The sequence below is a fragment of the Haloterrigena salina JCM 13891 genome (assembly GCF_000337495.1).
GTDB classification, from domain to species: Archaea; Halobacteriota; Halobacteria; order Halobacteriales; family Natrialbaceae; genus Haloterrigena; species Haloterrigena salina.
Map to the genome: position 1 here is coordinate 42,742 of NZ_AOIS01000034.1, position 13,391 is coordinate 56,132.

Sequence of the window (13,391 nt, forward strand, 5' to 3'; positions counted from 1 at the left end):
AGGGTCGTCTGATGCGTCTCAATTATTTGCGCTATTGGAATCGCTCTCCCGTGCTGAGTCCCGTTTCGGGTAGCGGATACGGTATATCCAGGTCTCGTGGAAATAGCATTCAACTGTATCCAGACGCAAGCGGTAGTCAGATGGCTGGGACCCTGGTACAGGCCCTTTCGTACACGATGTTGGCGGTCGTCGCCGCGCTCATCGGCGGACTCGCGGCTGTCTACCGGACGCCGGGACCGCAAATGGAGAGTAACGTCCAGCACTTCGCGGCCGGCGTCGTGTTCGCCGCCGTCGCCGCCGAACTCCTCCCGGACGTCCATACGCGGGCTCCGACCGTGGTCATCGTCGGATTCGCGATCGGTGTCGCCACCATGCTCGGCATCCATCGCCTCAGCAAGTACGTCGAAAAGCGGGGCATCGGCGGAAAGATGGCGGGCGCCGCTGGTCTGCTGATCACCGTGAGTATCGACATGCTGATCGACGGCGTTCTGATCGGTGTGGCGTTCTTGGCGGAGGCGGCCACGGGCGTTCTCATCGCAGTGGCGCTCGCGATCGAGGTCCTCTTTCTCGGCGTGACCGGCGTCATCGCGCTCCCGGAGGAGACGAGCACGCCGAAGAAACTGGCCGTCCCCGCCGGGTTCGGGCTGCTACTGCTGAGCGGAGTGACCGCCGGCGTCCTCCTGTTCGACGGCGTTACGGGCACGCCGATTGCGCTCGTGCTCGCGTTCGGATCCGCCGCCCTCCTCTATCTGGTGACCGAGGAACTCCTCGTCAAAGCCCAGAAGGTCCCGGAGACGCCGACGTCGACGACGCTGTTCTTCGTCGGCTTCCTCCTTATCTTCCTCCTGGACATGCTACACTGAGGGGCTGCTGAGAGTCGAAAGGCTAGATTCACCGTATTCGAGGGCACGGAAAACAGTCGTCGTGACTGATCGTCCACTCGGACGGTACACGGCTACGTGACATCCTCCTCGCCGTAAACGGCGAGGCTTCCCACGCATGAATACCTCGTCGTCTCCAGAACCTTCGGTTCTGGCGGGCTGCACGAGACTTTCGGTCTCGTGAACGCTGGTAGAGGGTTCCGACTCTTGGAACGCCGTGAGCGTCATCTGCGAGGGTGTCTCGCTCTTCTCACTCGGGTTGCTGTAGACTGTGGGTTGTGTAGTCAAGCGACGCGATTCACGCCCGCCCGAAAGGGCGGGATTCTCTCGCTGTTTAAAGATAGTCGCGTGAGGCGACACTCGAGAATCGGCTATCGCTCCTCGAGCGTCGGTCGAAAGACCTCGGCCCGGACGTCCGTCGAGACGCCGTAGGTCGCGTCCGCGACCGATTCGGGCGGGTCCTCGTCGCGGTCAGCGTAGTGGGCCCGCAGCGACGCCCCGACGGCCTCGCGGACGCAGGCTCGAGTCGCAGCGCCGAGATCGGTACCGCTACCGGAGAACGCGGCCCGCTCGCCGGTCGGATCGTGGCCGACGACGACGGCGTCCGTCGTGGTGCCCGGCACGCCGGTCTCGGCGAGCAGCGTCGCGGCTTTGGCCTCCGCGGCGACGGCGATCAGATTCGCCAGCGCGCCGGGGGCGAGCGCCCGCGTCGTGCCGACGACGATATTGACGGTGCCGCGGCCCGGCGTCGCGTCGCCGCCCGCCGAGTCAGGGACGCCAGCACTCGAGTCGTCCTCCGGGTCCATCGGTAACGCGGCGGGATTCGAGATGCCGGCGGTCGCGTAAGCGGTCACGGAACCGCGCCGCGCGCCGCGGGCGTCGGCCTGCTCGACGCCGGTCAGTAGAGTCGGCCCGTCGGCGGCAAAGCCCGCGTGCTCGAGGCGCTCGTCGACGTACGCCGCGAGATCCGTCCGGTCCCAGCCGTCGGGGACGGAGACGTTGTAGGCGCGGTCGGCGGTCCGACGGCCGCCGTTCCAGCCGGTCGAGAGCCACTCCGTCTCCGGGCGCGCCACCCGAAGGACGCCGTCGCGGCGGACCCCCTCGTACGCGGGATCAGTCGCAGTCATCCACGGCGTCAGTGCTCCCGTCCGGTACTTGAGTCGTCGGATTCCGATCCGTCGGCGACGCCGAGGGCCGCGAGCAGCCGATCGTTCGCCTCGCGGTCCTTGACGGCGACGCGGACGTGCGAGTCGAGGCCGCGGAAGGTCCGCGCGTCGCGGATCGCGACGCCGTCCGCGCGGGCCGCGGCGATCGCGCCGTCGACGTCCCGCTCACCGACGTCACACAGCAGGTAGGGCGCGTCCGACGGCTGAACGTCGAACTGCGAGGCGAGCGCCGCTCGCATTCGCTCGCGCTCGCTGGCGACCCGCGCTCGCGTCTCGCGCACGAACGCGTCCTGTCGAAGACAGTACGCGCCGACCCGAGCGGCCGGCGTGCCCAGCGACCAGGCGCGGCGGGCCGTCTCGAGGGCCTCGCGCCGTTCGCCCGTCGCGACCGCGAACCCGGCCCGCAGCCCCGGCAGACCGAACAGTTTGGTCAGCGAGCGGGCGACGATCACGTCCTCGGACTCGAGGCGGGCGGCCGACGGCAGGTCGGTGAACCCCAGAAAGGCCTCGTCGACCAGCAGCGTCGTTCCCGCGGCCTCACAGCGGGTTGCGAAGTCGGCCAGCGTGTCGGGATCGGTCGCCTCGCCCGTCGGATTGTTCGGCGTGCAGACGATCGCCAGCGCGCAGTCCTCGAGCGCGTCGTCCGCCGCCAGGATCTCGTCGTGCGGAACGAACCGCGGCGAAGCACCCTGCAGGCGGACTTCGCGCGCGTACTCGCCGAAACTCGGGACCGGAACCATCGCCTCGTCGCCGGGCTCGAGGGTGACCTCCAGCGCCAGCCGAATCGCGGCCAGTCCGCCGGGCGTCGGAATCACCCGATCGGGAGCACAGTCGACGAACTCTCCCGCTGCGGCCCGGAACTCGGGGTAGTCGTCGTCCGGATACCGGCGGGAGTCCTCGAGGGCGTCCGCATAGACCGCCTCGACGCCATCGGGCGAATAGGGATTGGTGTTGGCCGAGAAATCGAGGATATCCCGGTCGGTCTCGCCGCCGTGGGGGACGCGCTCTCCGGTGCGTATCGCGTCAGGGTCCACCGTCGCCCTCCGTCTTCGGGTTCGTCTCCGTCTTCGGATCCGAGTCCGGTCCGCCATCGGCGTCGATTCCGAGCCGATCGCAGACCGCCTCGAGTCGGTCAAGTACGTCGTCCATCCGGCCGTCGGGGACCAGCGAGAGCGCGCCGCCCATCGCGACGCCCTCCTTGGCCTCGCCCGCGCAGTAGCGGGCCATGGCGACGTGATCGCGCGAACCGAAGCCGGGATCCGTGACGGTCAGCTCGCAGTTCAGCCGGTAGCAGGCCTCGCCGAGCCGATCGCTCTGCTCGTCTTCGACGAACGAGGTCGTCGCGATCGACAGCGGTTCGTCGACGTCGGCGTGGCGCAGGGCCGTCGCGACGGCCACCATCTGGGTGCCGCCGGCCAGCGTCACGTCGGCGCCCGACTCGAGCGCGCCGGCCGCGACGCCGGCCACCGTCGCCTGGACCGGGTCGCCGACGGCGCGGATCGCCGCGAGCGGGTCGTCCTCGCAGTCGCCGGGCTCGAGGTCGCTCGCCGCCAGCGCCTCGTCGACGACCCGCCGTTTGCGCTCGATCGGGTTCCGCGGGAGCGAGGAGGAGACGCTGGTTGATTCGCCCAGCGCGGTGAGCACGCCCAGCGCGGTCGTCGTGCCGCCCGGCACGGTCTCGCCGATCAGGAGGTCGTCCTCGGGGAGGCTCGCGCCGAACGAGCGGGCGCGGTCGAAGATCGCCGCCGCGTCGGGGACGGCCTCGGCTGCGCGGACATCGGCGCCGGGTTCGACGCCCAGTTCGACCGTCGGCGCGCCCGTCGGCTGGGCGAGGCCGGCGTCGACCACGGTCGTATCGAAGCCGACGACCTCTCGGACGGCCCGGGTCACCGCGGCCGGCGTCGGACAGCCGTTCGGGCTCACCGGCGTGACGGGGGTCGTCGTCGGCCTTCCGTACTCGAGGATTTCGACGTCCGCGGACGGGGTGTGTTCCATCAGCTCCGGGGCGGCCCCGGCGGCGCTGATGCCGTCGATCAGGGCCGTCTCGGTCGTCCCGGCGGGGAGGATCACGCGCATCTCAGCGGTCCTCCGTGGACGCCGCGGACAGTCGTGCGGCAGCGATACGGGCGTCTTCGCGTCGATTCACGTTGATCGCGAGTCGCGGGTCGTAATGTACGCGTGTCATGGATTCGTCCGAATCGCCGACTACGTTGACCCCGGTCGGCGCGAGGTGGTCGTCCGCCTCGAGCGTCGCGTCGACGCTGACGCCGAGGCGGCGCTTGAGCGCGACGGGGACGGCGACGGTCAGCGACGCGGTGGTATCGCGGTCGCGGTAGGGTTCGATAATCCGATTGACCGCAGCGCCCGCGAGCAGCGGGACGTCGGCGGCGACGGTGAGGATCGGCGGTTCGATCGCGGGCCGCTCGAGCAGGGCCATCAGGTCGGCCACGTAGCCGTCGCCGGCCGTCTCGATCGTCGTCACCCCGTCGACTCGCTCGAGGTGCGTTCGCGTCTCGGGGGCGTTCAGCGAGACGGCGGCGTAAACGGCGTCGACGCGGCTCTCCTCGAGGCCCGCGAGCACGCGGTCGACCATCGCGACCCCGTCGATCGGGTGCAGCGGTTTCTCGCGGGGGCTCTCGAGCCGAGTCCCCTTCCCGCCGCACATCAAAACAGCGTCCACGCGATCACCCCCAGGTGGACGCCGGCGACGCGGCCGATCTCGTTGGCCGCGCCGAAGATGTCGCCGTTGATGCCCCCGAGGTGGCGGTTCGCCCAGTACCAGGGGAGGCCGATCCCCGCGAGGGCGCCGCCGAGGCTGACCGCCGCCGCCGGGTTCGGCCACGTCAGCGCGGCGGCCGGCAGAGCGATCAGGGCGGGTCCGACGAACGAGAGCGGATCGGACGCCGTCGTGAACTGTCGTCCCATCCCCTCGTCGCTCGCCGTCCCGAAACAGGCCATCGCGGCCATGCCCAGCTTCGTCCCGACTTCGGCGGCGATCGCGACGCCGATCGCGTGACGGGGAGGGAGTCCGGTGAGGGCGAGCCCCCCGAGCGCCAGCGCGGCGACGACGAGGGCAACCGCAAGCAGCGCGCCGACGCCGGTCGTCGTGTCCTTCAGGACCTCCCGGCGGCGCTCGCGGTCGCCGTGGACGACGAGCGCGTCGCCCAGGTCCGCGACCCCGTCGAGGTGGTGAATCCCGAGCACGGCGTAGACAGCCAGCAGGTAGCCCAGGGCGACGGTCGGGTCCGGGAGCGCCCCGGTCGTGAGCAGGGGGACGGCAGCCAGCGTGCCCGCGACGTAGCCCACGATCGGGAACGTCGCCGGCGCCGAGCGAAACGCCGCCCAGTCGCCGTCGCGGTGGCCGACCGGCAGTCGCGTCAGGAAGCCCAGCGCGCCGCGGACGGCGGCGATCCCGCCCCCGATCACGCGGGCATCACCTCGAGTCCCGGCAGCGTCGCCATCGACGCGGCGAGTACGTCGGCGAGGCCCGCAGCTTCCGCGCCGAGCGCGGCGCCGACGCCGGCGGTCGGACCCGTCGGGACCGGCTGCGTCCCCTCGAGCGGCGGGCTGATCGCGATCACGGCCGCCGCGAGAAGGACGGCGAGGAGGACGCCGACGACGGCCGCCCGGCCGACGACGGTGACGGCCCGCTCGCCGTCCGCGACCGTCGGCAGGTCGGCCTCGGGATTCAGGTCGTACACGCCCGCCTTGCGGAGTCGGACCGAGAGGACGCAGGCGAGGGTGGCCATCGGCCATCCGGAGTTGGGCGACGGCGGGTCCCGCGCCCACTCCCTGGCTCGCCCGAGCGCGAGCGGGTCGGCGCCGGCGACGGCGATGGTGACCGCGGCCAGCCGCGCGGGGAGCCACATCACGAGGTCGTCGAGTCGCGCGCTCGCGGTGCCGTGTGGCTTCGCGGGATAGCCGAGCATCGAGTCGAGCGTGTTGACGCCCTTGACCCACGCCGCGGCGGCCGCGGCGGCCGGCAGCGACAGCGGCGCGAGGAGGGCGAAAGGGACGAGCGTCGCGACCAGTCCGTCCGCAAGGTTCTCGCCGGCGCTCTCGACCGCCGCGCTGCGGATTTCAGCCGCCGAGAGCGTCGACGTATCACGACCGACGAGGCCTCGAACCCGCTCGCGGGCCGCCTCGAGGTCCACATCGGGCTCGGATCCGGAGCCGTCCGTCTCGACAGCCGACGCAGCGGTCGCAGGGGCCGCAGTGGCGTCGACGACCGCCCGGGTCAACTCGAGCAGCGAGCGCAGGCTGGTCGTCAGAAAGAGGACGAGGCCGGCGACGACGGCCCCGGCGAGCGGCGACAGGGCGCCGGCGAGCACGACGGCGCCGCCCGCGGCGATCGCGGGACACAGCGGCGCGAACACGGCGATACCGACCCCGGCCAGCCGCTGCCCGCGCTCGGTGGCGGCCCACTTCCGGTCGAGCGCGCCGACCAGTCGGCCGAACCACGCCACCGGGTGGAGCGCGTTCGGCGGCTCGCCGACCAGCAGATCGAGGCTGAAGGCCAGTCCGAACAGCGCGATCGTCGTCAGTAGCACGGCCGTCCCTCCGGGCCCCGAGCGCAAGTGCGAGCCTGCGTTCCGTTTACACTCTCGCCGTCCCGCCGCGAGGTCATGATTCCCGTGACTCTCCGCGGGATTCCCGCGACTCCTCGAGGGTCGACAGACGATCCGGGATCGACTCGAGCGGACAGTCCTCGAGCAACAGCGCCGTTCCGCCGACGTCCTCGACGCCGCCGTCGGCCCGGGGATCGTCGCCGACGTGGACGAGGTCGGCGGGATCGACGCCGAGGCGATCGGCGGTCAGTTCGAAGATCTGGGGGGCGGGCTTGCGCCAGCCGCAGCCGACGCTGGTCACGATCGCGTCGAAGTCGTCGCGCTCGAATGCCGAGCGGACGAGGGTGCGACCGACCAGTTCGGGGACGCTGCAGTTCGAACAGATCGCGACCGGCCCCGTTTCGCGGGCGGCCGCGACGGCCTCGACGGCGCCCGGTCTGGTCTCGACCGTCGGGTCGAACGCCGCGACGACCGCTCGCCGGGCCGCGTTGCGCTCGTAGCTGACGTCGCGGCTCGCGAGCGCGCGCGAGACGTGGGCCGGCAGCGGCACCTCGGCGCCCTCGGGGGCGTCGACGTGGGCCTCGGCGTAGGCCTCGCTCCAGTCGTCTGGGACCGCGACGCCGCGGTCCGCGAGTTCCTCGGCCACGGCTGCGGTCGGGTCGGACGGTCTCTCGGCGGTCACGAGCGTCCCGAAGAGGTCGAACGATACTCCCACGAGTGTGTAACTAGCACAAACTGACTTTAATTTCGCGGTCGGAACGCGATCGATCGGCGGCGGGAAAAGATTTGTAACGACCACGGCCGGGATAGTGATCGAGGCTTCCCCGATGTCCCGACGATCCCCCTCCACCTCCCGATTCGTCCGCCGCGTTCGGCGCACCGTCCGAGCGAGTCTCGAAACGGTCAAATCACTGGTCCGTGTCGGCTCCAGTTCCGATACCGCCATTGACGAGCCGACGCCCGCAGACGGTCCGCACCACAATCGTCACGACCGACTCGATTCGACGGGTTGGGATCGCGCTGATCACTACAGCGGGCCCGATCGACACGACCAATCCGATCGTGACCACGACGACGGTACGCGACTCGAGTCCGGTTCGGATCCGAATCCGAAGTCGTCTCCGGGGTCGAGAGCCGCCCTGCTCGACCCTGCAACCGGTCCCACGAGTCAGAGCGAGATCCTCGAGCACGGCTGCGTGCCGGCTCAGTACGTCCGCGTCGTTCTGACTGAACACGGCGGCCGACTCAAGCAGCGGCGCTTCGTCGACGAGTACGGTTGGTCGCCGTCGACGATCAGCGAACTCCTCTCGTCGCTCGAGGACGACGGCGCGATCGAGCGCTATCGGATCGGCCGCGAGAAGGTGATTCGTCTCCCTGACGGGGAGCAGCAGCTGGCGCCGATGGCGGGACGGTCGCAAAACGAGCGCAGCCGCTGAGCGTCATCGCGTCGCTGATCGCACGATACCGTCGCGATCGGCATGTAAATCAGTTCGGCGGCTGCGATAGCGTTCGGGAGAGCGGACGACCGGCCTCAGTCGAGGCGGGCGAACGCGAGGTTGCCGGAGATGTTCTTGATGTAGATGTCGACGACGTCGCCCTCCTCGGCGCCGGGGACGAAGATCGTGTACTCGCCCTTCTCGGCGACACCGTCGCCCTTGCGGCCGGTGCCGGTGATCTCGACGGTGTAGGTCTTGCCCTCTTCGACGGCGTCCTGCTGTTGTTGCTGCTGGCTGCTCGTCGAGCGCTTGGTGACGGGACGGAACGCACCGCAGGCGTCACAGCGCAGCATGGGCGTGCGGTCCTCGCGGACGAGGCGGGTGTCGGGCAGGCCACACTCCGAACAGAGGACGTACTCATCGACGTAGGCGTCGACGGCCGCGTTGAAGTCCTGCTCGGAGAAGGTGCCGTTGTACCGACCGCGGCCGTCCTCGAGTTTGCCGCTGGTCCCCAGTTCGCGCTGGATGAACCGGTGGAGGTGTTCGTCGTCGCGCGAGAGCACGTCGGCGATTTCGCCGAGATTCGTGAATCGCGTGAAGGCGCCGTCCTTCTGGGGAACGGCATCGGGGATCTGCAGTCGCTCCTCGTCGCCGCCGATGTCCGGTACGTCGTCCATCGCCCGGTCGAGACTCGCTTCGTAATCCATACGCGAGAACAGGGGACCGGGACGTAAATCCGTTCTGCTATCACGATCGAGAGACGGGCGGCCGACCGCGTCACGGCCGGCGAGCGCTCACAGCGAGTCACTGCCGCTCTCGCCGAGCGATCCCTGTTTCTCCTCGTCGAGACTCGAGAGGTCGCGCTCGGGGTTGGCCTCGTTGGGGCTGCCGGCCTCACCGGTGACCTCGCCGTAGACCACCTCGCGGACCTCCTCGGCGGTGTCGAACTGCTCGCCGGCCAGACGGTCGAAGACGCTGCCCAGCGACTCCGTCTCGTTCGGCATGTCGATCGCCTCGTTGGCGTACTCCGAGGCGAGCTCCTCGCTCGTGACCGGATACTCGAGTTCGCCGAGGTCGCGGCCGACGTCCTCGAGGATCGACTCGGTCGTCTCGGCCCGCTCGGACTTCCGCTGTTCGGCGCTGTCCTGTGCCCGGTCGCGGCTGGGACCGTCCTCGCTCATACGCCGTGCTACCGTCGGCCGAGTGAAAAACGGCCGGCCGGCGATCGCCTGTGGCCGTCGGGATCGCTCCGTTGTTACAGCCGTGACAACAGTGCTGTCGTTACGACTGTCCTCGCAGAGGATACTTTGTGCCCCTCTCGAGAGAGACGACGCATGCCTGAGGAGAATCGACGAACGATCGCGATGTGCGAAGAGTGCGGCGCCCTCTACGCGGCATTCGAGATCACCGCCGGCGAGTTCCGACCGATCGGGCAACGGGACGGCTGCCAGTGCGGATCCACGGAATTCACTCCCGTCGACGACGACGCCTCGGGGCTCTCGCTCGACTGACGGGCGGTGCGAGCCGAAGCGACCGAATATCCCTTCTCCCTTCCGAGCGCCCCCCGAGCGTACGTGGAACTTTTCCGAACGGGCCTCTCTACTGGGTGTATGAGTGACCGAGCGGGGGAACGCGGCGGGGACTTCTGGGACGACGCGGACGAGACCACCGCTCTCCAGCGCTACCGGACGCTGGTGAACACGATCGACGACGGCCTCTACCAGCTCGACGCCGACGGCACCGTCGTTGCGGTCAACGACGTGATCGTCGACCGGACGGGCTACGCGCGCGACGAGCTGATCGGCCACCACGTCTCTCGGATCCTCGACGCAAACGACATCGAGCGTATCGAACGCGAGATTCAGGAGGGCCTGTCGGCCGATCGGGACGCCGCCGGCGTCTTCGAGGTCGCGATCGAGACGGCCGACGGCGATCGCGTCCCGACCGAGCTTCGAGTGAACCCGCTGCTCGAGGACGGCGAGTTCCGCGGGACGGTCGGCGTCGCCCGCGACGTCAGCGATCTGGAACGCAGCCGAGAGCGCGCCGAGACGGCCATGGAGTCCTACGAGACGATCACCACAGTCCTCGACGAGGCCGACGTGGGCGTCTTCATCCTCGACGACTCCTTCGACGTCGCTTGGGCCGACGAGACCGCGGGCGAGTACTTCGGGTTCGACCGGGACGCGGTCATCGGTCGCGACAAGCGCGAACTGATCGACGAGACGATCCGCCATCGCGTCGCCGACGGCGACGCCTTCGCCGACACGGTCCTCGCGACCTACGAGGACAACAGCTACGACGAGCGTTTCGACTGTCACGTCACGGCCGATTCCGACGGGGAGGAACGCTGGCTCGAGCACCGGAGCCGACCGATCGAGTCGGGCCGGTACGCCGGCGGGCGGATCGAACTCTACTACGACGTCACCGACCGACACCGCCGGGCCACCCAGTTGCGCCGGCTCAACGAAGCCGTCAGCGAGTGGCTCGAGGAGTCCTCGCGCGAGGCGGTCGCCGAGCGGGCCTCGGACCACCTCCGGGACATCCTCGGGATGACGCTTAACGGGATCTACATCTACGACGACGAGGCGACGGCGCTCCGACCCGCGAGCTGGACGGAGGCGACCGAGCGCCTGCTGGGCGACCTGCCGACGTTCGAACCGAACGAGGGGATCGCCTGGCGCGTCTTCGAGTCGGGCGAGCCGGCGTTTCACGCCGACGTGAGCGCGGCGCCGGACGCGTACGATCCGGACACGCCGATCGGCAGCGAGATGGTTCTGCCGATCGGGGACCACGGCGTCGCCTTCATCAGCTCCGCGGAGCGCGGCGCCTTCGACGAGGGCGACCGGATGCTCGCGCGGATCGTCGCCTCGAGCCTCGAGGCGACCTTCGACCGGCTCCGCCACGAGCGCTGCCTCGAGCGCGAGCGGGATCTGACCGACCGCATTCTCGATACCATTCCCGTGGGCGGCCTCGTGCTCGACGCCGACGGGGAGATCACCCGAATCAACGACCGCGCCGTCGAACTCCTCGGTGTCGAGAAGCCGGAGACGTTCTCGCGGGAGGACAGGCTACTCTACGACGAGAACGGCCGACGGCTGTCGGCCGAGGAGTACCCGTCGTCCCGGGCGTTCGCGACGGGAGAACCGATCTACGACCGCGTGTTGCGGGTCGAACGCCCGGAGGGGGACGAAGACGGAGACGGGGAGCGACACTGGCTGTCAGTCAGCGCCGCCCCGATCGCCGACGACGACGGCACGATCGATCGAGTCGTCACCGCCGCGGAGGACGTCACCGACCTCAAGGAGCGCGAACGGGCTCTCGAGAGCGAACTGCGCGAGGTGTTCGGACGAGTCTCGGACGCGTTTTACGCGGTCGACGAGGAGTACCGGTTCACGCACGTCAACGAGCGCGCGGCGGCGCTCCTCGGGGTCCCCGAGGACGAACTGCTGGGTCGGCGCCTCGGGGAGGTCTACCCGGAGTCGGCGGAGCTCGAGCGGGTGCGAGATCGCTTCGACGAGGCGATGGAAACGCAGGAATCGACCGGACTGGAACACTACTCGGACCTGCTCGGATTCTGGATCGAGGCGACCGTCTATCCCTCCGAGAGCGGCGTCTCGGTCTACTTCCGCGACGTCACCGGGCGCAAGGAGCGCGAGCAGGAACTCCGGGAGAGCGAGGCGAAGTTCCGGACCCTCGCCGAGAACTTGGACGAGATCGTCTGGATGTCGACGCCCGACACCGAGGAGGTGCTGTACATCAACCCGGTCTACGAGGACGTCTGGGGCCGTAGCTGCGAGTCGCTCTACGACGACCCGTACTCGTTCCTCGAGGCGGTCCACCCGGACGACCGAGCGCGGGTTCGGGAGGCCTACGCGGCCCTGCCCGAGACCGTGTACGACGAGGAGTTCCGCGTCGTTCGGCCGGACGGCGCCGTCCGGTGGGTCCACGCCCAGGCCGTTCCGGTCCGCAACGACGGCGAGATCGTCCGGGTCGTCGGCATCGCGACCGACGTCACCGAGCGCCGAGCGTACCGGCGCAAACTCGAGACGAGCGAGCGGCGCCACCGGACGCTCGTCGAGAACTTCCCGGACGGCGCGGTCGCGCTGTACGACGACGATCTCGAGTACACCGCCATCGGCGGCCAGTACTTCGACGAAGCCGGTATCGATCCCGACGAGCGGCTCGGAAACAACGTCGCCGACGTGTACCCGGACCACCTCGTCGCGGAGCTCGAACCGAAGTTCCGCGCCGCGTTCGACGGCGAGGAACGTGAGTTCGAAGTCGAACTCAATGACCGCTATCTGCGCGTGCACGTCGTCCCCGTCGAGAACGCGGCCGGCGAAATCTACGCGGGGATGATCGTCGCCCAGGACATCACCGAGCGCCGGGCGTACCGGCGCAAACTCGAGGAGTCCAACGAGCGCCTCCAGCAGTTCGCCTACGCCGTCTCCCACGACCTCCAGGAGCCCCTGCGGATGATCACGAGCTACCTCCAGTTGCTCGAGTCGCGGTACGAAGACGAACTGGACGAGGACGCCGCGGAGTTCATCGACTTCGCGGTCGACGGCGCCGACCGGATGAAGGCGATGATCGAGGGCCTCCTCGAGTACTCCCGGGTCACCACCCGCGGCGACCCCCTCGACCCGGTCGACCTCGAGCGGGTCGTCGACGAGGCCCTCGCCGATCTGCAGTTCCGGATCGAAGACGAGAACGCCGAGATCGAGACCGGGCCGCTCCCCCGCGTCGAGGGCGATATCGACCAGCTCCGACAGGTGTTCCAGAACCTCTTGGACAACGCCATCGAGTACAGCGGCGACGAACCACCGCGGATCGAGATCACCGCCGAGCGCCGCGAGGCCGGCCACGCGGCCGCGGACGGGTCGGCCGAGCCGCAGCCGCGAGCGGACGGGATCGCCGCGGAGCGCGACGACGAGTGGGTGATCTCGGTTACCGATGAGGGGATCGGGATCGATCCGGAGGACACCGACCGCATCTTCGAGGTGTTCGAGCGACTGCACACCCGCGAGGAACACGAGGGGACGGGGATCGGACTGGCGCTTTGCCAGCGGATCGTCGAGCGCCACGGCGGCGAGATCTGGGTCGACGCCGAGCCCGGCGAGGGCGCGACGTTTTCGTTTACGCTGCCGGCTGTCGACGAGACCGACGAGTAAACGCCGGCAGTCGGTTCGATGGCGTTGTCCGGGCCGGTACGACGCCGACGCCACGTCAGTCGGTGGACCGCTCGTATACTGGACGAACGCTACGGGAAAGGGGTAGCAGCACCGTCGGTGCGAACGAATCGTACGTGACACTTATCCGACCCGCCGGTCTTTTCCGACC

The 13,391-nt window shown here is 69.4% G+C and carries 13 protein-coding genes; 4 read left to right on the plus strand and 9 right to left on the minus strand.

From position 1 onward, the window contains the following. Positions 1-140: 140 nt before the first annotated feature. Positions 141-863, plus strand: coding sequence for a ZIP family metal transporter (locus tag C477_RS09430; RefSeq protein WP_193366259.1), 723 nt, complete (start codon positions 141-143; stop codon positions 861-863). A gap of 389 nt (positions 864-1,252) precedes the next feature. Here C477_RS09430 and C477_RS09435 read toward each other — a convergent pair whose 3' ends face one another. From C477_RS09435 to C477_RS09465, 7 genes are all read right to left on the minus strand, one after another. Then, positions 1,253-2,008 carry an adenosylcobinamide amidohydrolase gene (locus tag C477_RS09435; protein ID WP_008894246.1) on the minus strand — a complete coding sequence of 252 codons (756 nt, stop codon included), beginning with the start codon at positions 2,006-2,008 and terminating at the stop codon, positions 1,253-1,255. A gap of 8 nt (positions 2,009-2,016) precedes the next feature. Further along, positions 2,017-3,081, minus strand: coding sequence for a threonine-phosphate decarboxylase CobD (gene cobD, locus C477_RS09440; protein WP_008894247.1), 1,065 nt, complete (start codon positions 3,079-3,081; stop codon positions 2,017-2,019). Continuing rightward, a complete protein-coding gene (gene cobT, locus C477_RS09445) occupies positions 3,071-4,123 on the minus strand; it encodes a nicotinate mononucleotide-dependent phosphoribosyltransferase CobT (RefSeq protein WP_008894248.1) in 1,053 nt (350 codons plus the stop codon). Before cobT ends, cobD begins: the two co-directional genes overlap by 11 nt. 1 nt (position 4,124) lies before the next feature. Beyond that, the gene (locus C477_RS09450) at positions 4,125-4,712 is read right to left on the minus strand and encodes a GTP--adenosylcobinamide-phosphate guanylyl transferase (RefSeq protein ID WP_008894249.1); all 588 of its coding nucleotides are present in this window, start codon (positions 4,710-4,712) and stop codon (positions 4,125-4,127) included. Beyond that, the gene (cobS, locus tag C477_RS09455; protein ID WP_008894250.1) at positions 4,712-5,473 is read right to left on the minus strand and encodes an adenosylcobinamide-GDP ribazoletransferase; all 762 of its coding nucleotides are present in this window, start codon (positions 5,471-5,473) and stop codon (positions 4,712-4,714) included. The genes C477_RS09450 and cobS overlap by 1 nt, the downstream gene beginning before the upstream one ends. Beyond that, the gene (locus tag C477_RS09460; protein WP_008894251.1) at positions 5,470-6,597 is read right to left on the minus strand and encodes a CobD/CbiB family cobalamin biosynthesis protein; all 1,128 of its coding nucleotides are present in this window, start codon (positions 6,595-6,597) and stop codon (positions 5,470-5,472) included. Before C477_RS09460 ends, cobS begins: the two co-directional genes overlap by 4 nt. 73 nt (positions 6,598-6,670) lie before the next feature. Then, positions 6,671-7,330: an HAD family hydrolase gene (locus C477_RS09465; protein WP_008894252.1), complete on the minus strand. Its 660-nt coding sequence runs from the start codon at positions 7,328-7,330 to the stop codon at positions 6,671-6,673. Positions 7,331-7,442: 112 nt separating this feature from the next. Between C477_RS09465 and C477_RS09470 the strand changes: the two genes are divergently transcribed. Beyond that, positions 7,443-8,051 carry a helix-turn-helix transcriptional regulator gene (locus tag C477_RS09470; RefSeq protein WP_008894253.1) on the plus strand — a complete coding sequence of 203 codons (609 nt, stop codon included), beginning with the start codon at positions 7,443-7,445 and terminating at the stop codon, positions 8,049-8,051. A 95-nt stretch (positions 8,052-8,146) separates the two neighbouring features. Here the strand turns inward: C477_RS09470 and C477_RS09475 are convergent, their stop codons facing one another. Together C477_RS09475 and C477_RS09480 are read right to left on the minus strand one after the other, a co-directional pair. Next, positions 8,147-8,758, minus strand: coding sequence for a translation initiation factor IF-2 subunit beta (locus C477_RS09475; protein WP_008894254.1), 612 nt, complete (start codon positions 8,756-8,758; stop codon positions 8,147-8,149). Between the two features lie 87 nt (positions 8,759-8,845). Beyond that, positions 8,846-9,232, minus strand: coding sequence for a DUF5789 family protein (locus C477_RS09480; RefSeq protein ID WP_008894255.1), 387 nt, complete (start codon positions 9,230-9,232; stop codon positions 8,846-8,848). A 153-nt stretch (positions 9,233-9,385) separates the two neighbouring features. Between C477_RS09480 and C477_RS24060 the strand changes: the two genes are divergently transcribed. Beyond that, positions 9,386-9,562 carry a hypothetical protein gene (locus C477_RS24060; protein ID WP_008894256.1) on the plus strand — a complete coding sequence of 59 codons (177 nt, stop codon included), beginning with the start codon at positions 9,386-9,388 and terminating at the stop codon, positions 9,560-9,562. Positions 9,563-9,661: 99 nt separating this feature from the next. Continuing rightward, positions 9,662-13,222, plus strand: coding sequence for a PAS domain S-box protein (locus C477_RS09485; protein ID WP_008894257.1), 3,561 nt, complete (start codon positions 9,662-9,664; stop codon positions 13,220-13,222). The last annotated feature ends 169 nt before the right edge of the window (positions 13,223-13,391 follow it).